At 45.6% G+C, this 20,563-nt stretch carries 22 protein-coding genes and 4 tRNA genes; 6 read left to right on the top strand and 20 right to left on the bottom strand.

Annotated features, from left to right (window positions below; all coding sequences use genetic code 11):
- The first annotated feature begins 269 nt into the window (after positions 1-269).
- A complete protein-coding gene (locus tag ABN764_RS18320; protein WP_021256706.1) occupies positions 270-899 on the top strand; it encodes a YktB family protein in 630 nt (209 codons plus the stop codon).
- Positions 900-1,187: 288 nt separating this feature from the next.
- Here ABN764_RS18320 and ABN764_RS18315 read toward each other — a convergent pair whose 3' ends face one another.
- Positions 1,188-2,366 carry an MFS transporter gene (locus ABN764_RS18315; protein WP_446672694.1) on the bottom strand — a complete coding sequence of 393 codons (1,179 nt, stop codon included), beginning with the start codon at positions 2,364-2,366 and terminating at the stop codon, positions 1,188-1,190.
- Positions 2,367-2,573: 207 nt separating this feature from the next.
- Here ABN764_RS18315 and ABN764_RS18310 point away from each other — a divergent pair, with 207 nt between their 5' ends.
- A complete protein-coding gene (locus ABN764_RS18310) occupies positions 2,574-4,049 on the top strand; it encodes an aminotransferase class I/II-fold pyridoxal phosphate-dependent enzyme (RefSeq protein WP_174808898.1) in 1,476 nt (491 codons plus the stop codon).
- A 58-nt stretch (positions 4,050-4,107) separates the two neighbouring features.
- Here ABN764_RS18310 and ABN764_RS18305 read toward each other — a convergent pair whose 3' ends face one another.
- Positions 4,108-4,395, bottom strand: coding sequence for a DUF3055 domain-containing protein (locus tag ABN764_RS18305; protein WP_021256709.1), 288 nt, complete (start codon positions 4,393-4,395; stop codon positions 4,108-4,110).
- Positions 4,396-4,595: 200 nt separating this feature from the next.
- Here ABN764_RS18305 and ABN764_RS18300 point away from each other — a divergent pair, with 200 nt between their 5' ends.
- Positions 4,596-5,006, top strand: a complete 411-nt coding sequence (locus ABN764_RS18300; RefSeq protein ID WP_174808899.1) for a DUF1885 family protein — start codon at positions 4,596-4,598, stop codon at positions 5,004-5,006.
- 119 nt (positions 5,007-5,125) lie between these two features.
- Here ABN764_RS18300 and ABN764_RS18295 read toward each other — a convergent pair whose 3' ends face one another.
- The 4 genes from ABN764_RS18295 to ABN764_RS18280 form a co-directional block, all read right to left on the bottom strand.
- A complete protein-coding gene (locus ABN764_RS18295; protein WP_446672693.1) occupies positions 5,126-5,431 on the bottom strand; it encodes a DUF1292 domain-containing protein in 306 nt (101 codons plus the stop codon).
- 110 nt (positions 5,432-5,541) lie between these two features.
- Complete coding sequence (locus ABN764_RS18290; protein ID WP_021256712.1) at positions 5,542-6,141, bottom strand: stalk domain-containing protein; 600 nt, start codon at positions 6,139-6,141, stop codon at positions 5,542-5,544.
- Between the two features lie 157 nt (positions 6,142-6,298).
- The gene (locus ABN764_RS18285; RefSeq protein ID WP_446672692.1) at positions 6,299-6,844 is read right to left on the bottom strand and encodes an N-acetylmuramoyl-L-alanine amidase; all 546 of its coding nucleotides are present in this window, start codon (positions 6,842-6,844) and stop codon (positions 6,299-6,301) included.
- A gap of 147 nt (positions 6,845-6,991) precedes the next feature.
- A complete protein-coding gene (locus ABN764_RS18280) occupies positions 6,992-7,195 on the bottom strand; it encodes a hypothetical protein (RefSeq protein WP_028531255.1) in 204 nt (67 codons plus the stop codon).
- A 161-nt stretch (positions 7,196-7,356) separates the two neighbouring features.
- Between ABN764_RS18280 and ABN764_RS18275 the strand changes: the two genes are divergently transcribed.
- Positions 7,357-8,094, top strand: coding sequence for an MBL fold metallo-hydrolase (locus tag ABN764_RS18275; protein ID WP_446672691.1), 738 nt, complete (start codon positions 7,357-7,359; stop codon positions 8,092-8,094).
- Positions 8,095-8,166: 72 nt separating this feature from the next.
- Here ABN764_RS18275 and ABN764_RS18270 read toward each other — a convergent pair whose 3' ends face one another.
- On the bottom strand, positions 8,167-8,400 hold the full coding sequence (locus ABN764_RS18270; protein WP_174811521.1) for a DUF3892 domain-containing protein: 234 nt from the start codon (positions 8,398-8,400) through the stop codon (positions 8,167-8,169).
- A 104-nt stretch (positions 8,401-8,504) separates the two neighbouring features.
- Complete coding sequence (locus ABN764_RS18265; protein ID WP_021258062.1) at positions 8,505-8,948, bottom strand: GNAT family N-acetyltransferase; 444 nt, start codon at positions 8,946-8,948, stop codon at positions 8,505-8,507.
- A 144-nt stretch (positions 8,949-9,092) separates the two neighbouring features.
- Between ABN764_RS18265 and ABN764_RS18260 the strand changes: the two genes are divergently transcribed.
- Positions 9,093-9,257, top strand: a complete 165-nt coding sequence (locus ABN764_RS18260) for a hypothetical protein (protein ID WP_162833935.1) — start codon at positions 9,093-9,095, stop codon at positions 9,255-9,257.
- An 88-nt stretch (positions 9,258-9,345) separates the two neighbouring features.
- On the opposite strand, the gene ABN764_RS18255 is transcribed toward ABN764_RS18260, so the two are convergent.
- The 5 genes from ABN764_RS18255 to ABN764_RS18235 all read right to left on the bottom strand — a co-directional run bounded on the left by ABN764_RS18255 (position 9,346) and on the right by ABN764_RS18235 (position 11,415).
- Positions 9,346-9,540 carry a hypothetical protein gene (locus tag ABN764_RS18255; RefSeq protein ID WP_021256718.1) on the bottom strand — a complete coding sequence of 65 codons (195 nt, stop codon included), beginning with the start codon at positions 9,538-9,540 and terminating at the stop codon, positions 9,346-9,348.
- A 99-nt stretch (positions 9,541-9,639) separates the two neighbouring features.
- Positions 9,640-9,798 (bottom strand): hypothetical protein, encoded by a 159-nt coding sequence (locus tag ABN764_RS18250; protein ID WP_161627341.1) that lies wholly within the window; start codon positions 9,796-9,798, stop codon positions 9,640-9,642.
- Between the two features lie 440 nt (positions 9,799-10,238).
- A tRNA-Val gene (locus ABN764_RS18245) sits at positions 10,239-10,314 on the bottom strand.
- Between the two features lie 181 nt (positions 10,315-10,495).
- A complete protein-coding gene (locus tag ABN764_RS18240; protein ID WP_419149766.1) occupies positions 10,496-11,167 on the bottom strand; it encodes a uracil-DNA glycosylase in 672 nt (223 codons plus the stop codon).
- A gap of 159 nt (positions 11,168-11,326) precedes the next feature.
- Positions 11,327-11,415: transfer RNA gene (locus ABN764_RS18235), tRNA-Leu, on the bottom strand.
- A 298-nt stretch (positions 11,416-11,713) separates the two neighbouring features.
- On the opposite strand from ABN764_RS18235, the gene ABN764_RS18230 reads away from it, so the two are divergent.
- The gene (locus tag ABN764_RS18230) at positions 11,714-12,592 is read left to right on the top strand and encodes a hypothetical protein (RefSeq protein WP_446672690.1); all 879 of its coding nucleotides are present in this window, start codon (positions 11,714-11,716) and stop codon (positions 12,590-12,592) included.
- A 158-nt stretch (positions 12,593-12,750) separates the two neighbouring features.
- Here ABN764_RS18230 and ABN764_RS18225 read toward each other — a convergent pair.
- The 7 genes from ABN764_RS18225 to ABN764_RS18195 all read right to left on the bottom strand — a co-directional run bounded on the left by ABN764_RS18225 (position 12,751) and on the right by ABN764_RS18195 (position 20,502).
- A tRNA-Ile gene (locus ABN764_RS18225) sits at positions 12,751-12,827 on the bottom strand.
- Between the two features lie 24 nt (positions 12,828-12,851).
- A tRNA-Met gene (locus ABN764_RS18220) sits at positions 12,852-12,928 on the bottom strand.
- Between the two features lie 394 nt (positions 12,929-13,322).
- On the bottom strand, positions 13,323-14,801 hold the full coding sequence (locus ABN764_RS18215; protein WP_072728853.1) for an ABC transporter substrate-binding protein: 1,479 nt from the start codon (positions 14,799-14,801) through the stop codon (positions 13,323-13,325).
- A gap of 4 nt (positions 14,802-14,805) precedes the next feature.
- Positions 14,806-15,681: an ABC transporter ATP-binding protein gene (locus ABN764_RS18210; protein WP_268624489.1), complete on the bottom strand. Its 876-nt coding sequence runs from the start codon at positions 15,679-15,681 to the stop codon at positions 14,806-14,808.
- A 3-nt stretch (positions 15,682-15,684) separates the two neighbouring features.
- Positions 15,685-18,549, bottom strand: coding sequence for an FtsX-like permease family protein (locus tag ABN764_RS18205; protein ID WP_446672689.1), 2,865 nt, complete (start codon positions 18,547-18,549; stop codon positions 15,685-15,687).
- Positions 18,549-19,667 carry an efflux RND transporter periplasmic adaptor subunit gene (locus ABN764_RS18200; protein ID WP_268632466.1) on the bottom strand — a complete coding sequence of 373 codons (1,119 nt, stop codon included), beginning with the start codon at positions 19,665-19,667 and terminating at the stop codon, positions 18,549-18,551. The genes ABN764_RS18205 and ABN764_RS18200 overlap by 1 nt, the downstream gene beginning before the upstream one ends.
- Positions 19,630-20,502 carry an ABC transporter ATP-binding protein gene (locus tag ABN764_RS18195; protein WP_021256726.1) on the bottom strand — a complete coding sequence of 291 codons (873 nt, stop codon included), beginning with the start codon at positions 20,500-20,502 and terminating at the stop codon, positions 19,630-19,632. Before ABN764_RS18195 ends, ABN764_RS18200 begins: the two co-directional genes overlap by 38 nt.
- Positions 20,503-20,563 lie beyond the last annotated feature (61 nt).

The raw sequence follows: 20,563 nt of genomic DNA, 5'->3' as shown, positions 1-20,563 counted from the left end.
TTGTCGTATATTCCATCATATGATTCATCAACTTGGATTATTGACTGGATTTCCAAACAAGAGGCTTGTTCCATCAAAATATAATAATTATAATTTGATAAACATTCTCAATATATTATGATATACTGAGTGGGTGACTGCTTGTTCGACACAGGCAACATGCACGGACTACTTGATGTTTAAATTCCCGAGCGAGTAAGTAAGTGAGTTTCGATAACTTCTGTACCAGCTCGTGTATAGATGACAACAGCTTAGAAAGGAAGAGATGAATGACGTTTTCTGGATTTTCTCCTTCAGATTTTGAAACCTTTACAATTGAGGGGCTTGATGCCCGTATGGAGGCCATTCGTGATCGTATTCAACCGAAATTCCGCACCATTGGAGAACAGCTAATTAGTGATGTAGCGATGCAAAGCGGAACTGAAATGTTCCTCCATATTGCGAAGCATGCTCGTCGTACGGTTAATCCGCCGAAGGATACATGGCTTGCCATTGGGCCGAACAAACGCGGATACAAATCCCTTCCCCATTTCCAGGTTGGCTTGTTCGATGATCATGTCTTTATTTGGCTGGCTTTCATTTATGAGGTGGCGAACAAGCGCAACATTGCGCAGGCGATGCTTGATGACCAAAAACAACTTAGAAGCATCATCCCTAATAATTATGTATTGTCCATGGATCATATGAAGAAAGACGCCGACCAAATCGGAGATCTGAGTGAGACGGAGATGGCTGACAAGCTTACCCGCTTCCGGGATATCAAGTCGGCAGAATGGCTGGTTGGACGCCACGTTCCGATGAATGATCCGCTGCTGCAGAACGGCGAGGCCTTTATGGAGCTTGCTAGGCAGACGTTCACGACGTTAATGCCACTGTACCGGTTGGCTGTCGAAGCTTAATTAACGTCATATAGAGGTTGTTCAAAAAGTCCACTTTTGATCACGAAGTAAATCATGAAGTGGACTCGGCATCGAAACTTGAATTCAGCCGGGCCTTCCGGTGCTCACGTACCCAAAACGTACGCTCCGCTCCTCAGGCCCTAGCTTCATCCAACTTTCTCGGTGCTGAAAACCGACCTTTTTGAACACGCACATATAACGTCATTCACGACATTCACCACAAAAAAACTGCGCTCAGCGATTATGTAACCAGCAATCGCCAAGCGCAGTTTTTGCACATGTTCTTGTTTATGCAGTTGTGTTCGCGGCCGTCTGATTTCGATCCAGCACAGCAAAGCGGATAAGAAGCCAAATCGCAGCAACACATAAGACTGCTCCGATTATGTAAGGAAGATTCATGTTCCATCCGAACAGCCCCGTGGCAAGCAGCGGCCCTATAATACGGCCAAAGCTGTCCATCGAAGAATTCAAACCTGAAGCAACACCCTGGCTAACCGTCGTCTTCTGTGTGATCAATGAAGTTACACACGGGCGGATCAAGGCATTGCCGATACCGAACACGCATAAGTAAATGGTTGCGTCGACAACACTTGAGGACAACAAGAGCAGCAAAAATCCTGCAGCAGATATAATCAGACCTACCGCAATCGCCTTCTTCTCTCCTCCACTCTTGATGTAGCGTCTTACAACCCCACCTTGAACAAGCGCACCTGAAAGGCCACAGAAGAAGAACATGTATCCGATCTGCTCCTCTGTAATTCCTGGGATTCTAGCTGCTTCAAAATACAATAGCGTCGCTTCCAATCCTGCCAGCGTAAAGGTAACAAAGAAGGACAATACATACAAATACTTCATTCGTCCCGTAAAGGCTGTCCAGCGTGAAGGAGCCGAGTCGCGGCTTCCCTTGCGCTCCTCAGGAGTCAGCGATTCCTTAAGTAATACGAAGCCTAGCACGCATGTGATAAATGTCAATGCTGAAGCTGCGAAAAAGGGCGTATTATAACCGTATCTGCTTAAAATACCGCCAAAGGCTGGCCCAAATGTAAAACCTAGCCCAATCGACATTCCAACAAAGGCCATACCCTTCGTGCGTTGCTCAGGTGTCGTGATATCGGCGACGTAGGCAACAATAACTGAAGCTACAGCACCAGAGAAGATGCCTCCCAATGCGCGGGAAACATACATCATCCAAAGCTCACCATTCGCTAATCCGAACAGCAGATAACTTATACTGAACCCGAGAGTCCCGATAAGGATGATGGGACGCCGACCAACCTTCTCCGACAATGCTCCCCATATTGGAGACACCACGAACGCAATTAATGAATAGATCGAGAGCATAAGCCCCAAATGAAATTCATTGGCGCCTGCATTCGTTATCATTCGAGGCAGAACCGGAATCACGATACCGAAGCCAATGAACACCATCATCAGCATGAACATGACAACGGACATTTTCTTTTTCATGACAATTCCCTCCGATATGTACATCCTATCACACCATACCTTGAAACGAAAATGAATAAAGTGCGAATACTTATTCATGCTCCCCCCTTACTATAGAGGAAAAAGATCTTGCATTCCGGGTCGTTTTTGTTAAACTAAACCTTGTTTGCGCAGGACACGCCATGCGCAGCTTAGTAGATTGCCAACATGAAAGGTTGTGATACGGCGATGAACCATCATCGGACGCCCTTATTTACCGCTCTTACGGAACATGCCTCCAATAATCCGGTGCAGTTCCACATTCCAGGTCATAAAAAAGGCGCAGGGACAGATGCAGAATTCCGAAGCTTTATCGGAGATCAGGCGCTCTCTATAGATCTGATTAACATTGCTCCGCTTGATGACTTGCACCAGCCTACGAGCGTCATCGCCGAGGCGCAGCAACTTGCTGCTGACGCACTAGGTGCCGATTATACGCTCTTCAGCGTACAAGGCACAAGCAGCGCAATCATGACAATGATTATGTCCGTATGCTCTCCAGGAGATAAAATCCTGGTTCCACGCAATGTTCATAAATCGATCATGTCCGCCATTATTTTCGCCGGTGCAAAGCCTGTATTCGTCTCGCCAGCGCGCGATGCGAATTTAGGAATCGATCACGGCATCACAACCAGCTCGGTACGCAGAGCCTTGGAGAAACACCCAGATACGAAAGCAGTGCTCGTCATTAATCCAACGTACTTTGGGATTTGCGCGAACTTGAAGGAGATTGTCGACTTAGCACATTCTTACGATATTCCTGTACTTGTTGATGAAGCACATGGTGTTCTTATTCATTTCCACGAAAAGCTGCCGATGTCAGCCATGCAGGCCGGTGCCGATATGGCTGCGACAAGTGTGCATAAGCTGGGCGGTTCCCTAACCCAGAGTTCTGTGCTTAATGTAAATACGAAAAATGGACTCGTGAATCATCAGCGTGTACAAACCATATTCAGCATGCTGACAACGACTTCCACCTCCTATATATTGCTGGCATCTTTGGATACATCCCGTCGCAACTTGGCTCTTAACGGTCATGAAATGGCGGAACACACCATTGAGCTGGCCGAATTTGCCCGTCAGCAAATTAATGAAATTCCTAGCCTGTACTGTTTTGGCGAAGAGATTCTCGGCGGAGAAGCGACTTACAGCTATGATCCGACGAAGCTGACCATTCATGTCCGCCATTTGGGGATAACCGGTTATGAAACGGAGAACTGGCTGCGGGAGCACTACAACATCGAAGTCGAACTGAGCGATATGTACAATATTCTCTGTCTCGTCACGCCGGGCGACTCCAAGGAGACGCTCGACATTCTGCTCCGCGCATTGCGCGACTTATCCAGTCTTCACCATGAACGCAATGAAGTACAGCAGCTCGTCGTCAAAATTCCGGAGATTCCGCAGTTGTCCCTCATTCCGCGCGATGCCTTCTATGCGGATACTGAGGTCATACCTTTTAAGGAGTCTGCAGGACGAATTATTGCAGAATTTATATACGTTTATCCGCCTGGCATTCCGATCTTGCTTCCAGGCGAAGTCATCTCGCAAGAAAACATCAATTATATTCGTGATCACGTGGATATTGGGCTTCCGGTTAAGGGACCAGAAGATCGCAATATTGAATTTGTTAAGGTTATTCGTGAGGAACGCGCGATCTTCTAATGCACAATACAGGGTGCCCCGATATGGGGCACCCTGTATTCATTCTCTGCAGGATCATTCAGTATTGATCCTGCACCTCGAGTGGATGTATTCGCGTAAGCAACAGCTGCGCCGCTTCACTTGCCGCCTCAGCATGAGGCAAATTGAATTTGACTTGGAGAATTTCTGGACGCAAATCATCCGCACATAATAATGTCGAGCGACCAGTCTGCATACATACAACTAATGTCTTGCCGATAAAATGATCGGAATAAATGAGTGCGAAATCATAACGAATCTGTTCTGTGGCCCAACCGACAAAGGTAACATTTGCTTGCTCCGAAACTTCATACAAATGGTCAAACATCGCACACCTCCTCGGGATATCCTTTTCCAAGAACACAAACCATTTAATGGTTATACGATCGAGTATAACATAAATCGCGTTCCTAGAACAAGATTCGAACTTTCATTCCATGTAAATATTGCCATCACATTCAGTCAAATGGTATGATGTAAGCGATTCGTGCTATAAGTAGAAGATGTCCCAAGGGGAGGATAGATTCGATGAGTCAAAGCGCATTCATTACGTTTGTCGATGGTTCGGAGGTTGCGTCCATTACATTAGATGAATTGAAGGGCCAACTTCTCCATTACCGGGAACAAACCCAATTAACCGGAGAACAATTAGGCTGGGATTATGCCGAGGCTGCCTTTCCATATACAATTGAAACAAAGCCCGGGCAAGAGCAGGAATGGTTCTATTTAAAAGGTTCCAATCCATTATATCGACATATCGTATTTGGTGTTGGCGAGAAAGAGGATTCCCGCCGCTTCGTGCAAATGGTTCTGCCTGACGATGCCACTCACGGAGACAAGGCCAAAGGGAACGAGTTGTGCAAATATTTGGCGAAAAAGTGGAAAGCGGAACTTACGCTGTTCAACGGTAGAATTATGTATTACAATCCACGAAAATAAGAGCATCTATAAGAATATCCCAATTGATCCGCTCCGAACGGAATCATGCTCTAAAAAAGAACAAGCCCCGGAATTCTCCGGAGCTTGTTCCATACCTGTATATTGGCAGAGCGAATGAATTACTCGCCTTGCTCAGCTACCAATTCGTTGTATGCTTGCTGTACGCGTTCCCACTCAGCGTCATCTTCGATAGGAAGCATTGCCATTTCTTCGCCTTGCTCTTCCAGACGTACGATAATGCCGTCCGCTTCTGGATCGTTGCGTTGGAGAAGAAGTGCATATAGCTGCTCGTCGACGTTGAACGTCTCGACCATCGTCATGTCGATTTCGTTGCCGTCTTCGTCTACCATTGTAATAATCAATTCATGATCGTGATCGTGGTCGTGATCGTGTCCACATCCGCAATCATGGTTATGTTCGCTCATGAGTAAATCTCCTTTATGTTCAGGTAGTGGTTATACTCACGTATCGTACCACTTTCTGCGAAAGAGGTCAACGAACGCCTACTCGCTTCAGTATGTATAATAACCAAAAGCTAAAGTTTAGATATTGCAGGCAACTTTTTCTGCGATATAAGGGTGAATTCACCATTCTTCTGTCTTAAATAACAAGAGATCATATAGTCGCCCTTAGCCTTGAAATCATACTTATGCTCATTCGTACGGAACCAGAAATTATCTTCATTTGTTGGAACACTCGATTCCTGAAGCTCCGTTGTCTTCCCTTTCGGATCTGTGATCGTAATCTTGATCGCATCAACTGTCGACTGCAAACTGTCGACTTGGACGAATACTGTAAATGAAGTCTTCCCCGTCTCGACTTTGCCAAATGTTTTATTGTCCTTGAACAGCAGCAAGTCCACATTAGGCTTGTCAATTACAACCTTCTTATTGGCATCATCCCAGAATATAAATGCCTGAAGTGCTTCTTGTATTTGTCGTACAGACAAATAAGCACGTCCATCTATCATATACCCGCCTTCATTTACCGCATTCCCATTCAGAACAACATCAATCTTCTCAGCCACTGGAGCGGCTTGCGCAGAACTAGGTGCGACATCTGTCTGTGCCGATGCATACGCTCCACCCACAATAGAACCAAGCAGAACGAATGCTGCAAGTCTCCTGCATTTCATCTCGTTACCCCCAAATTTCTTTGTTGTAAAGTTATACTCCGATCATGCTTTAGAGTTGCGCCTAATGCGCAAATAACTCTCATGTGCATTCATACTATCATGAACAAAGCCATGAACTATTTCGCCCGCAAAAACTTGTGGTATCCCAGCAATGCTCTCACCCTTCCTTCATATGCCGCAAATCCTCATATAACCGGCTCCATGGAAAGTTAGGGCCTGGACAGTTCGCTTTTCTTATGGCATCGATCTGAAAATGTCCCAACACATGTTCATAATCCAAGGAGATCCAATGTCCCCACTTCTCCATTACATATCGTTGTATATAACGATGCAAACGAAGACATGCCTGATACTGTTCGTCTGTCAGCAGCCCGTCCATTCCTTCATGCTCGATTGATACCGCATATCGATTAGGATTCATTCCTTTTTCACGTACAACAAAAGCAGGCGCTAAGGCAATTCGTTCTCCTTCTAGTCCTTGTGAGAATGCCATTCGCTCAATGGATACATATTGATGAATTGTCCCATTCTTGGACACTGCAAAATGAGCTGAAGAAATCTTGTTGTCAGGACATGTGTACCATGCATCTAGACTCGTTAAGCTCTGAGCAGAAATATGATTCACAATAATTGCAGGGATCTCCCCCTTGCGATCACTCGAATTGCTATGCTCATTTCCCTTCCATACAATCTCCAACTGCATCACGATCCCCCCATTGTTCAATAGGTAAGACGATTGTAGGTGATTCGCGCGATCCGGAAATCCATTATGTCCCGGGAAATGATTGGGTGTGCAACAGACATGTTATCACCCCGGGAACATGTACCCTATTGTGTAGGGTAGGGACAATTAGCCGCCCAGTTTGGTACGGGTTAATATACAGGGAACGCCATTTCCAACTGCGCCTGGCTGAGACATCCGCTCCACATAATCCATCCCGCGCGTGCAGGGTGTCTTGCACGCTTCACACCGATCTGAAGTTACTATTTTCATCGTGAACTGTTCACGACCAGACTGTAGACTCGTCTTCTTTTTGCCTTTCCCCTTCGTCATGCCCTTCACCCGCTTCATGTGCATTTCACGTTGCCTGCCGCTTCCGGCCGAACCTGATTATTGCACATTATGCAGATTGCGCTGCCTTGCTTGTGCATTTATCCCAGACATGGTACAGTATAGGCGTAATTCTAGCCTTGTCAGCCAATAGGAGGATGAAGATGAACCTTCACATACAAATGTTAGGGACAGGCAGTGCATTTGCCAAATCATACTTCAATAATAACGGATTACTTTACTCTGGTGGATTCACACTGCTCATCGACTGTGGAATTACGGCACCGATGGCTCTACACCATTTGAATAAGTCATTCTCTGACATCGATGGTGTTCTTATCTCTCATATTCATGCTGATCATGTTGGGGGATTAGAAGAATTGGCCTTCCAGATGAAGTTCAAATATGGACGTAAGCCAAAACTGTACATAGCTTCTCCACTCGTATCCGTATTATGGGAGCATACATTGAAGGGTGGACTAACCCAAGAGGGAATAAGCTGCTTAGAGGATGTATTCGATGTACATGCAATAGAGCCAGGGCAGCCATATGACATTGCAGCGGGTCTTACCGTCGAATTATTAGAGACTCCACATATTGAAGGCAAGCGCAGCTTCTCTCTTCTTATTAACAATCATTTTTTCTACAGCGCTGATATGCAGTTCCAGCCGGAACTGCTTCACCACTTAGTTGAACAGCGTGGAGTAACCACGATCTTCCATGACTGTCAATTAGGTGGGAATGGAGAGGTTCATGCGACATTGGCAGAGCTCTTGACGCTTCCTGATACACTGCAGGAGCTTACCTTCCTCATGCACTATGGAGATGAACGGCCGCAGTACGAAGGGCATACTGGCGCCATGTCCTTTGTCGATCAACACCAGCTCTATACAATCGAATAATGCACCAAAGAGCACTTTACAACGACCCAATTTGGCCGCTGCAAGTGCTCTTTCGTTATGTCTTCTATACCGTTATTGGAAAGTCGGCAAATTATCCAGATTGTTGCTTGGATCACCATCAGCATCTCCACGAATATAAGTACCGCCGTCTCTTCCCTTGAAGGCATTCACACCCGCAATTTCTCCATTTTGCACGGCTTGAAGAGCCTGCTCGTAATTTAAGATTCGGCCTGTATTCGTTTGGAACGCCGTTAGATCCCCGTCCCCATTCTTCTGAACAGCTACAATGGATTCTCGCTGTGACATGCGAACATCATCCTCCTAACTATATACATCCTACATTAGATGCGTTTATTAGGTAGAGTGTCCATAACCCACAACTTTTATGAACCGAAAATCGGTACAACGAATTACAGCTTCTTCTCCATGCGAATATGAGGAATACCCGCATCCAAGAATGGCTCCTCTGACACTGTCTCATACCCTAAAGAATGATAGAACCCTTCCGCTTGGCACTGACCGTCCAGCACGCATTTCTCCACACCGTGTTTCTGGGCAATTTGCTCCAGACCTACCATTAAAACTCTTCCAATCCCTTTCCCGCGGAATGGCTTTCTTACTGCAATACGCTGCATCTTTGCAGTGAATTCATCCAACAGCTTCACTCGTCCTGTTGCAGCGTACTGTCCGTCTGACATCAGCAGGACGTGAAAGGCCGGAGCATCCAAGTTATCGTACTCGTCACATTCTTCTTCTTCTGGTACATGTTGCTCAGCAACGAATACTTCCTTTCGTATCGCAATACACTCGTCCAGTTGTTCCTGTGTCTTAACCTCAATGATTTCAGCAGCCACTCCCGCTCACCTCCGAATGAAATGTTGCAACAGCGATTATGTATAATATCTTAGCTGCTGCAAACGAATTTATATTATACAAAAAAATGAATTTCATGTATAGTTGCAATAACGGACACGCTTACATTAGCAAGGGGGTACACGATGGATCCGATACTGGCTACAGTAATCGCAGTTGTTGTCATGGTAGTAGGCATGGTGCTTCTGCTTCTCTACGTGACGAAGAAAGCCTACGCACGTAAATGGGATGCAGAAGAGCCTATAGACAGCACAGCTAGGCAGCCCAATCATTCATCCAACACAGATTAATGAAGCATAATGAACGACATTTATGAAGAAAACAGCCCTGGAGATCCTTAGGATCTCTAGGGCTGTCGGCCACTTGTATGGTTATACTCTAGGGCTCATACACTTCCTCAATAATTGGCTTACCATACACATCCTCATAGATCGGTATCTTCTTCTCTACAGGATCAATCCCAGGATAGAAGCGACTTGCGTCGACAGCGTTCATACTAAGCCCAACAAGCAGGACGCCCGTGATGATTCCGGCCAACATTACCACGCCTATTACGTTCCATCGTCTACGCATGCTGCTACCCCCGCTAACAACACTAATAACTTCACGATATAGCCCCTATTCTCACCGTAAAGTTAATCCCTTAAACATCTCATGCCCTTGCTCATGACTTCATTCCTTTTTGCTGGTATCCTCTTCAACTGAGCGAAGCCATACAAATTGCTCATCATGCTTTGTACTATCAAAGATGAGAAGCTTGGATAAAAACCAACAGACAACCGCTACGATCCCGAACACACCGATTATCCATACACTCAATTCGGCTCCCATAACCCAACCTCCTACGCTTGTCCCCATTCAATAGCGAAACATTCGTTATACCTTCACTATATGAAAGCAGTTGCAAGTTTAGTTCTTGCAATTACGAACAAAATAAAAAAGCATCCATCACCCGTTAGATACGAATGAGAGATGCTTGATCTTGTAATAATATATATTTCGAGGCATACACACTCGCTTCCCCTACAAACAAGGCATGACGGACTTGATCACCTCAGAGAAATCAATGAAAATAGGCAGAGAATGAGTTATATTAAACTATATCATTGATCTTATTTTTCTTAATGCATGATGTTGACAAATATAGTGGTTTTGTATCATCTGTCGCATCACTTTCATTGAGCAAAGAAGATTCTGCTGCAGGTTTGCACTGTTCAAAGGAATAGAAATAGAAAAAGCCTTGATAATCAAGGCTTTTGATGTTAAAAGTATGGTGATCTGTAGTGGGCTCGAACCACTGACCCCCACCCTGTCAAGATGGTGCTCTCCCAGCTGAGCTAACAGATCATGTTTATTAACAAATTTAATATAACATCAATATATTACCATGTCAATTACTAGAGCTAACTTTTCCAAAATGATCGGCAGCCACATGAACCACTTTCACAGTTATCGCTCACACCTTCTTACAAGCATACAACAACTTACTATTCCATGAAAGCAGTTCACGATGACGCCTATTCCTTATTTAGATATTAGGGACTTGCCAGTCGATCTCCTGCTCGCCCCATTCGCGCAGCTTATTATTAATTTTCGAGTACGGCTTGCTTCCAAAGAACCCACGATGTGCAGACAAGGGGCTTGGATGCGGCGCTTGTACAATATAATGCTTTGACAAATCAATCATGCTCGCCTTCGCTTGTGCATGGCTTCCCCATAGAACAAATATGATTGGGCGATCTCTGTCATTCAACAATTGAATGATACGATCGGTGAACTTCTCCCAGCCCTTCCCCCGATGTGAAGCTGCTTGTCCTTGTTCGACGGTCAGTACTGTGTTAAGCATGAGGACGCCTTGCTTGGCCCAGTGCAGCAAGCTTCCGTTGTTCGGCATCTTCAGACCAACATCTGCTGCGCCCTCTTTGAACATGTTCTGAAGTGAAGGCGGCAGCTTAACACCCGGTTGAACGGAAAAGCTTAATCCATGAGCTTGTCCTGGCCCATGATAAGGATCTTGCCCAACGATGACAATCTTCGTATCCGCATAGGACGTCGCATTCAATGCAGAAAATATAAGTTCATATGGCGGATAAATGACTGCACGCTCGTATTCTTCTCGAAGCCAGCCCCACAGCTGCTTGAAATATGGCTGTCTAACTTCCTCGTGAAGCAATTCCGCCCAATCATTCTGTACATGCATTCCCACTGGACATTCCCCTTCCATGTCGGTATCTATTAGTCTATTACGATTATGTAATCCTCAAATCATTTCACATTTCATATTAAAAAAGAGTATAAAGCAAAAAACTCCTCACTTGTTCAAGGCCTGAACAGGAAAGGAGTTCTCATCATCAATACGTGGTGCCGAGGACCGGGATCGAACCGGTACGGTAGTCACCTACCGCAGGATTTTAAGTCCTGTGCGTCTGCCAATTCCGCCACCCCGGCATATTTGCCACATCGTCATGTGGTTCAATATGCTGCATCATTGCGCACTACAAGCTGCTCATCCACTTTCGCTTCAAAACACTGTACATCGCAACCGACAAGATATAATATATCATACGCCTTCATATGATGTCAACAATAAATTTATCAATGTGAATGTTCGCAATTGAACATTCATCATCTGGCCTTTTTCCTCCTATTGAATTATCTTCACATCAATTTTGTTACCATTATTTTCATTGGAATATTTGGCTTTTGTCGTAAAATAGAACTACTACCATCTAGGAGGATCCGGGCAGTGAAGCGAATAACTACCCTACTATGTGTTTCTTTTTTACTCCTTTCAGGCTGTTCTAACATCTCGCAATCCTCATATGACGATATGGTATCTGCGAACGAGAACCTGACCGCTAAAGTAAGAAACCTGCAACAAGAAAATACACAATTAAAAGGTACAATTAACGAGTTAAAGAAAGAAATCGATGATATCAAAAATGGAGCTGACCGCATGCTTGCCGGAGCGAGAGATAGTCTTACTAAAGGGGCATTAGGCAACGCAAAGGACAAACTAAATGCTTTAATGAAGAAACATCCCGGAAGCAAGGAAGCAGGCATCGCCAAAACATTGATTTCGCAAATTGAAGAAAAAGAGCGTAAGAAGATCGAGGCCGAGCAGTTGGAGAAAAAACGTAAACAAGCGGCGGAAGAAAAGCGCTTGGCGCAAGCACTATCTAAGATGAGAAAAAGTGTAGATGAAGTCAAAAGTATTACCTGGTATTATGACAAAACTTCACCTCACTATGCGAATGAGAACAGTTTCTTCTTATATATAGGGAAAGAAGCAAATATATCTTGGCTGCGGTTGCGTATTCAATACGAAGCTGAAAATTGGCTGTTCATCGAGAAGTACACATTGAAAGTCGATGATAAGACCTATTCCATCTTCCCTAATAGGGATGAGATCATCCGAGATAATAATACCCGAATCTGGGAATGGGCCGATGTCGCTCCATCTGAATCAGATATCTCAATGATTCGCGCCATTATTAAATCAAAGAAAACCATCATTCGCCATGAAGGCGATACTTATTATGATGACCGTACGATAACAAAAAAAGAAAAGGCTGCACTTCAAAATGTCCTCGATGCCTACGATGCGTTGCAAAAAAGAAAATAGCGACACAAAAAAGGAAGCCCCTCCGCAAAACGTTGCAAAGCGGGCTCCCTTAGATCCTCAATAATAAAAAAACACCTATCTCATGCAAATCTAGCAAACTGCTAGAACTGATGATGAAAGATGCACTTTACAAAACTATGTATCTATGAAATTAGAATTGGTGGGCCCTGAGGGACTCGAACCCCCGACCAATCGGTTATGAGCCGACCGCTCTAACCAACTGAGCTAAGGGCCCTCACCATTGCAATTTCATGAGGTTTGGTTGCGGGGGCAGGATTTGAACCTACGACCTTCGGGTTATGAGCCCGACGAGCTACCAGACTGCTCCACCCCGCGATATGATTCAACAGCTGAACTTCTTCAGCAGCGACAAGTATTACTATACAATAGTTGCATATGTTCAGTCAAGAGAAAAATTAAAATAGTTTGAATTTATTGTACATAATGGGCTAAGGAAGAAATCGCACCCCGTATTTTCCTCTACGTGATCGATATACTTCAATCTCCTTCATTGCCTCATATCCATAAATCCAAGCATCATGCTCAAGCCGCTGCTGCAAACAACGAGCTTGAAATCTGGAATCGTACAACTTGCCCCAATAGACCCAATGCACTTTATCACCCTTTTCTTGTCATCAGCATCCTCCCCTTCCCCCTACTATTCCCCAATCGTGCAAAAAAGAACCGGCAAGCTCACTTGGAGCCACCGATTCTTCCTTCATTACGATGATTAGCCCTTGTATACGTTTCCTGGAGGAGTATCATTACCGTTCGGATTCTTTTTCGCTTGAATTAAAATTTGGTTCCCTTTTGTTTCCCATTCCTTCAAGGCATCCGCAACGGATTTCTTCTTCTCGATCACTTGTTGCATCAACTCCGTACCAAGCTGATTGATCTGCCAGTAGCTTCCGTCCATCATGAACTTCTCCATATCTGTCTTTGTAGGAGGAACCGGCTTTGTTTTGTAGAACGCACTTACGTTAATGTTAGTGCCATCCTTAGGCTTAATGTACTTTTGACGAGATACCATTTCCCAACTGCTGCGGGAACGAAGCTTAGCCCAATCTTCACTATTAATAAACTTCATGAATTCCCAAGCATCGTCTGGGTTAGCTGCTTTTTGATTGATTGCAAAAATATTATACAGCTGAGAACCGCCAGATACTCCAGGAGATTCTGGATGTGACGGAATGGTTACAACATCCCAATCAAACTTCGTAAAGCCTTTGATTTTGTCAGCATTCTTCATGGCATCTGACAATTCCGTATTAATGTAATTATAGTCTCCGATCGCCATAGCAACCTTCCCGGACAGGAAGTTATCATGTCCGAACGGATTTTCATTTTCCGGCGTTTGAACAGGCATTTCAGTACTGTTGGCAGGTGGGACGATTTTCTTGATCGCCAGATCACTTACCGTTGTCCATACTTTTTCCCATTGCGGCGTGTTTACCGTCATCTTCTCGCCTTTTTCATCGAACATACGAAGATTTAATGGCGGAATATATAAGTTCATCATATCGCTAAACACATCGGAGCCATTATAACGATTGAAGCTGAAACCATATTTGCGATCTGCTCCGTCACCTTTCGATAGGTTAGCCGCGAGCGTAAATACTTGATCCCATGTCATATTATCAGTCGGCGGTGCAATGCCTGCATCACTGAAGAGTTTCTTGTTGAAGAACAGTGCATTCGAGGAGAATGTAGGCGCAAGACCATACAAGCTGTTGTCTCCCATTGCTTTTATCCCATCAATAACCGTTGGGACAAAGTCGGACAAATCAATACTGTCCTTCTGTACAAGCGGATCAAGCTGCTTCAACATTCCATCTTCCACAAGCTTGCGGAACTGGAACGAATCCGTGACGATGATGTCAACTGGATTCGCAGAATTCAGCAGTTTTTTCATCGCTTCATAGCGATCCGGCTGTTTCTTCGGATCTCCGGAATTATCATAACGCATATCTGCACCATCAAGTGCTGGAACAAGCTCAATACGGATTCCTTTATGTGTAATTTCAAATGTATCAGTCCATTGCTGACGGAAATAGGTGTCGTCGTATCCTCCATACTGCATTCCAATACGCAATACTCGCTCTTGTCCTGGAACAACCTCATCTTTGTTCGTACAAGCAGCCAGCATTGGGATAATCATCGTCAATACCAGTGTAACCGTCAATAATTTACGTACCCAGTTTTTTTTCATCTGGTTACTCCTCCAATTCCTTAGGTGTGCGGATAATAATTTTGTCTCCGTCTAATTCCATAGATGCCTTGTCTTGAATATCGAGGGCTTCCAAATACTCCTTTGGCACTTGCAATCGACCGACTCGATCAACTACCACGTAGGCTTCATGATGATCCTGAAGCCCGAATCCTTCCTCACCTCCACCAGCAACCAAATTCGGATTACGCTTGATGAATTCTGTGCTAGTTAAGCCGTCACGTATCGCAACGACACGATCCACCTTCCCTGCAAGCGACAAATCATGGGTTACGATGACCACCGTCACCCCTAATTCCCTACTCATACGGCGGAAAATATTCATGATCATATCTGATGTCTGCGTATCCACAGATCCAGTAGGTTCATCAGCAAGCAGCATTTGTGGACGATTCGCAAGTGAAATCGCAATGGCCACCCGCTGCTGCTCACCGCCTGATAGCTGTTGCAGCTTATTGTGCATGCGATGACTTAGCCCAACCCATTCAAGCAGTTCTTTCGCATATTTGCGATCCATCTTGCCGGCCAGCATCATTGGCACTTCAACATTCTCCAACGCTGTCAAATAAGGAAGCAAGTTGCGCGCATTGTTCTGCCAGATAAATCCGACAGTATCCCGCTTGTATTCAACAAGCTCTTTATCCGAAATCTTAAGCAGATCCCACTTCCCTACCTGAACGGATCCGGCGGACGGACGATCCAACCCGCCGAGTATGTTCAGAAGTGTCGATTTCCCGCTGCCGCTGTTGCCGATAATCGCCATCAGCTCACCTTGCTTGACTGACAGGTTCAGCCCTTGCAGGGCAACAACTTCAATATCATCTGTTTTGAATATTTTAACAAGTCCTTCACATTGTATCACCGATTAACGCTCCTCTCCCATCTTCACGGCTTGATGGACACGTAGACGACGAATATGCATGAACAACAAGGTCGCCCCAGTAAAGATCATCACGCCAACGACGATGTACAGCTGGATCGTATCTCGTGATTCAAATACAATCCGGAATGGCGGTACCTGCATCTTGGAGCTTTCTGCCGTTTGTAGGAATGGCAGGAACAAGCGGCTCGCCACCTTCCCAAGCAAAATGCCAAGCAGGATAGAAAGCCCTGCTGTAAATAGCTGTTCCAGCAGCAGCATACCGGTTAGTTGTCTGCGCGACAACCCCATTGCGCGCAAAATCCCGAACTGAAGCACACGTCTTGTCAAGTTAAAGAACCAGAACAACAAATATCCAATCAAGGAGATAATAACAGATATTAAGAAGCCCATACTCAGAATGCCAAATACGCCACCCCGGGTAGGATGCTTGCTCTGTGTTGCAAGCTCGCTTCGTACATCCGTCCTACTGAATATTTCTATCCCTTTCTTTTGCAGTTCTGTAAGGACAGGACCTAGTGGTGCTTTGTCCTTCATCTTCAACCATACCTCATACGGTGTGATTGGTACTTGATCATAAATATAATCTAAGTTCGCAATAAAGAACGGTTTCTCGTCTGGATACATACTCGGCCAATATGGGAGAACCCCAACAATTACGAATTCAACCAACTGCTCACCAAACCCAATGGAGATGATGTCGCCTTCCTTCAATTGGTACTGCTTCGCGACATTGCTCGGGATAATCACAGCGGATTCCGTATACTTCCCTAGTGCATCCAAATAGTGGAACGGATGGGATGGGAACAAGTCCTGACGGAACCAGGCTACCTTCGAGAAGTCGACATTGTCGATTCCCATAATCTCACCTTGACCAATCGAACGTCCGGAAATGATTACATTCCCCTTCGTCTTCAACACACGTGCGGCTCCTTCAACACCAGGCATCTTCTTGAAGAGCTCGAACGGCGGCTCCGTGTAGATCGTCTTGCCCGCCTTCGGCGGCTGGTTGCCACCACCACCTTGCCCTGGATTACCTCCTCCTCCGCCTCTGTTGTTTCCTTTGCCATTATCCTTGTCTCTAATGATCTCTTGTTCAGACTCCCATACCGTCTGGATAACGACGTCTGTACCATATTTGTACAAGGTGCGTTCTGTCGAGTTAATGTCAATCGTGCGAGCTGCTGACGCATTGTATACGCCTAGACCAAGCGTAAGAATGAGCAAAATCATAAGCGGATAATACGTCTTGGCAGAACGGGACAACTGCGTAAGCGTCAAATATAGCGGAACTGGCAGCAGCTTGCCGCCAATCCACTGCACGATTTTAAGAATAAGCGGGAACAATCGTAAAAAGAACAGTCCGCACGCAAAAATCGCGAGTGCCGGCACAAAAAATAGAAATGGCTGTACTTGCAGCTGATCAGAGCTCACTCCTGATTGGAATGTCAACAACTGTCTCTCATTAAGCAGGTAATAGCCATAACCCGCCAAGCCCAGCAGCAGGACATCAAGGAACCAGCGCTGCCATACAGGCTTGCGGTCTGATCGTGCCATCTTCTGCTTCAAGTTCACGATAGATGAACGAGCGAAGACTACTGCTGGTATAATGCTTGCGAACAAGGCAATGACAACTGCAGCCACGCCAAACAAAACAGCATCTGTCGTAAATCCTACCGGAATAGACTTCCGATTTACGAACTCCAGGAAGCCGTTCGCTGAGCCTATTGACTTCGCCATAAACCAGCCGAATATAGGGGCCAATGCCAGAGCCAACAAGCCGAGAATGATTCCTTCCAATAGATAAAGCCATATAATCTGCCGCGTACTTGCTCCACGGCTTCGCAGCACAGCAATATCACTTTGCTGCTTCTCTAGCGATTGACTTGCATTCATCGCGATATAATAGAACACCATTGCAATCATCGGTGCAGCAAGCGTGAACAGCATCATTTGCAACTGTACGCTCTGACTGCGGAATTCATTCAATACCTTCGCGAAGGAAATCTCCACTTGCGTTCCCTTCAGCTTCTGGTACAAATCAATATTCAAGCGTTCCAGCATAGAGCTAAGTGAGGACAACTGACTTGTCTTTACCTCGCGCAGATCAAACGCATAATACCAGCTGGATACAGAGATCGGCAGCTTTTTCTGTTCCATCAAATGATCGAACGTTGCCGGTGAGACGTACAAGGAATTCATCATTCCTTCTAAGCCCTGGAACCAATAAGCACTCGTATCTTCTTTCGGCTTAAAAGTACCTACCAACTTCACCTTCAGCACGGTATCCGTGCCGGTTACTGGGTATTCAAGCTCGTCACCAATATGGAGATCATTGCGGTACATGGCTTCCTCCATCATGACAACCTGCAATGTCCCATTCTGCTCGCCATCTTCATATTCCTTACCCAGTGTCCACTCTACTCGGTCGTTCAAATCGGATAAAGAGCCAAGCGTCATCGTTCGAACCCGGCTGGCATCAACCTTGCTCGGATCTACAGGGTAAACTTCTGTTCCTCGGAGCGAACGCGCATTGACAAAGATTTGAGCTGGAAACCCAACCTGCGCCTTCACATCCTCACGTATGTAACGATCAACTTCCTTTAATTCTTTCGGATCCGTCTTGGTTCCACCTGTCGCCTGGTACTTGATTGACAACGAGCCGGCTGGCATCGCTGCACTATTGTCCTCCAATGTCTTCGAGACAACCCGCTTCAAGGCGCCATCAGCATACATCGGAATGCTGACTGTAAAGGATACAGCCACAATGAGCCCTAGAAGTGTGCTGAACGTAAGCCAGCGGGTATTCCACATTTTCCGGAATAGAAACCGCAACAAAGGAATGCCCATTAGCGACCCACTACTTTCTGTCCAGGCTCAAGTCCTTTTTTGATTTCCAATCTCGTTGCATCCTGTTCACCGATTTCCACGTCAACCTCACGTTTTCCATTGTCATCAACGACTTGAACATAGGTTCTAGCACCAAGCGTACGAAGTGCGGATGGCGGGATATAGACAACATTGCTGCGTTTCTTCGTAATAATGGTCGCACCAAGCATGGATCCACGCGTTACTGTAGAAGGCAGCTTATCATTCAATGTCACCGTTACATATTTATCAATCCGATCCTGTTCAGGCATATTGCCCCCGCCCGGATTGTTGTTGTTGTTCCCTCCGTTGTCCTTGTCTGATGTAGGAGCAGGAAGCGCCTTAACCTTTCCTTTTAAAATTTTGCCTGTCGAATTAATGCTTAGTTCAACATCCATTCCAGGGGCAATTTTCTTCAAATCATCCTTCGGTACATCCACCGTAACAACCAATCGGGATGTATTGGCGATTGTCGCGACAGGGTCATACTTCTTCGTCATATTCCCTTTCTTCGCAGCGACGTTAACGACCGTTCCAGCGAATGGAGCAGTAACCAATCCTTTTGCAATATCGTTTTCTACTTCCGCAATCTTTTCGAGAGCCTCTTCGTATGCGATTTGCTCATCTTCGAATAGAATTGGATCCATCTCATCCTTCTGGCGGAGCGTTTCTTTCATCTTCACTTCCAACTTGCGAAGCTCTCTCCGCTTCGAACGCAGGTCCCTTTGCATTTCTTCAACATCAAGTACTGCCAATACCTGACCTGCCTTTACGTTGTCGCCGTTCTTGACCTTTACATCCTTGACAGGCTTATTATCAAGCGTGAAGAAGAACGTCTCTTCCTGCTCCGACATTACCTTCCCTGTTGCCTTCACATCAGATATCCATTCGCCCTTCATAACATCATATTCGGGCTTCTTCGAGATTGCTGGCGGCGTAATTGTCGGCAGCGTCTCTTCTTGTTCCTCATCTGGAAGCAAGGAACATGCAGAGGTAAGCATCATGACCCCGCACATCAATATCAGCGCGGAGCGGCGCCATTTCTTCCTTTTATCTACTGCCTTATGAGATGAATTTTCCGTCGACCATTTCATAAACATGATCAGCTACCTCCAAAATTGTAGGATCGTGGGTTGTCATACAGATTGCGATCTTCTCAGAACGTATAATTTGCCGGAATACTCCCATGACCTGTGCACCCATCTGTGAATCAAGTTCTGCTGTAGGTTCATCTGCAAGCAGCAACAGAGGCTTATGCGCGATCGACTTCGCAATCGCAACACGCTGCTGCTCACCGCCGGACATTTCGAACGGACGGTGCTTCATTCGCTTTCCGAGACCAACCAATTCCAAACAATGCTGTACGCGTTCCTTCCATAAATGACGCGGAATGTTCGCCATACGCAGCGACAGCTCGACATTCTCATATGCAGATAACAACGGCATCAAAGCAAACGCCTGAAATATGAATCCGATATCATTGCGTCTTGTAAAGGTGCGCTTGTTATCGCTCCAAGATGAGAGCTCCTCTCCTCGAAAATAAATCTCGCCTTTTGTAGGCAGGTCCAGACCGCCGAGCATGTTAAGAAGAGTCGTTTTCCCTGAACCGGAACGACCTTTCAGCATTACCAACTGACCTGGGTTAACCTGCATATTGATGCCTTTCAGGACATGAAGCTTCTCACTGCCCACTTGGAAGGTTCGTTCCACACCGCGAACTTCGAGGATAGGTTCATCTGTAGCGACAGGAACCGCACGTTCAGGCCATTCTGAAGATGTTTTTTTGTCGTCTATGTATTTCGCCTCATTATTCGCAACTGTCTCGTCCTGATTATGCACTGCGAGATTTGGGGTTGCCTCGTTAGCCTCGACCTCGTCAGCCTGCTTCCGTTTGCGAAGCCATTTCATCCTTATATCTGCCCCTTTCTCGGACATGACGTCAAACTCTCCTCAAGTATAAACGAAAGTTTTGCGTGAAAAGTTACAATGTTCTTAA

Source organism: Paenibacillus wuxiensis, from assembly GCF_040195695.1.
Taxonomy (GTDB): Bacteria; Bacillota; Bacilli; order Paenibacillales; family Paenibacillaceae; genus Paenibacillus_B; species Paenibacillus_B suaedae.
This window is presented reverse-complemented; position numbering and strand designations above follow the sequence as displayed.

Coding starts and splice junctions, on each gene's coding strand:
- ABN764_RS18320 (WP_021256706.1), top strand. CDS start 270: ATGACGTTTTCTGGATTTTCTCCTTCAGATTTTGAAACCTTTACAATT.
- ABN764_RS18315 (WP_446672694.1), bottom strand. CDS start 2,366: ATGAAAAAGAAAATGTCCGTTGTCATGTTCATGCTGATGATGGTGTTC.
- ABN764_RS18310 (WP_174808898.1), top strand. CDS start 2,574: ATGAACCATCATCGGACGCCCTTATTTACCGCTCTTACGGAACATGCC.
- ABN764_RS18305 (WP_021256709.1), bottom strand. CDS start 4,395: ATGTTTGACCATTTGTATGAAGTTTCGGAGCAAGCAAATGTTACCTTT.
- ABN764_RS18300 (WP_174808899.1), top strand. CDS start 4,596: ATGAGTCAAAGCGCATTCATTACGTTTGTCGATGGTTCGGAGGTTGCG.
- ABN764_RS18295 (WP_446672693.1), bottom strand. CDS start 5,431: ATGAGCGAACATAACCATGATTGCGGATGTGGACACGATCACGACCAC.
- ABN764_RS18290 (WP_021256712.1), bottom strand. CDS start 6,141: ATGAAATGCAGGAGACTTGCAGCATTCGTTCTGCTTGGTTCTATTGTG.
- ABN764_RS18285 (WP_446672692.1), bottom strand. CDS start 6,844: ATGCAGTTGGAGATTGTATGGAAGGGAAATGAGCATAGCAATTCGAGT.
- ABN764_RS18280 (WP_028531255.1), bottom strand. CDS start 7,195: ATGACGAAGGGGAAAGGCAAAAAGAAGACGAGTCTACAGTCTGGTCGT.
- ABN764_RS18275 (WP_446672691.1), top strand. CDS start 7,357: ATGAACCTTCACATACAAATGTTAGGGACAGGCAGTGCATTTGCCAAA.
- ABN764_RS18270 (WP_174811521.1), bottom strand. CDS start 8,400: ATGTCACAGCGAGAATCCATTGTAGCTGTTCAGAAGAATGGGGACGGG.
- ABN764_RS18260 (WP_162833935.1), top strand. CDS start 9,093: ATGGATCCGATACTGGCTACAGTAATCGCAGTTGTTGTCATGGTAGTA.
- ABN764_RS18255 (WP_021256718.1), bottom strand. CDS start 9,540: ATGCGTAGACGATGGAACGTAATAGGCGTGGTAATGTTGGCCGGAATC.
- ABN764_RS18250 (WP_161627341.1), bottom strand. CDS start 9,798: ATGGGAGCCGAATTGAGTGTATGGATAATCGGTGTGTTCGGGATCGTA.
- ABN764_RS18240 (WP_419149766.1), bottom strand. CDS start 11,167: ATGCATGTACAGAATGATTGGGCGGAATTGCTTCACGAGGAAGTTAGA.
- ABN764_RS18215 (WP_072728853.1), bottom strand. CDS start 14,801: ATGAAAAAAAACTGGGTACGTAAATTATTGACGGTTACACTGGTATTG.
- ABN764_RS18205 (WP_446672689.1), bottom strand. CDS start 18,549: ATGGGCATTCCTTTGTTGCGGTTTCTATTCCGGAAAATGTGGAATACC.
- ABN764_RS18200 (WP_268632466.1), bottom strand. CDS start 19,667: ATGTTTATGAAATGGTCGACGGAAAATTCATCTCATAAGGCAGTAGAT.
- ABN764_RS18195 (WP_021256726.1), bottom strand. CDS start 20,502: ATGTCCGAGAAAGGGGCAGATATAAGGATGAAATGGCTTCGCAAACGG.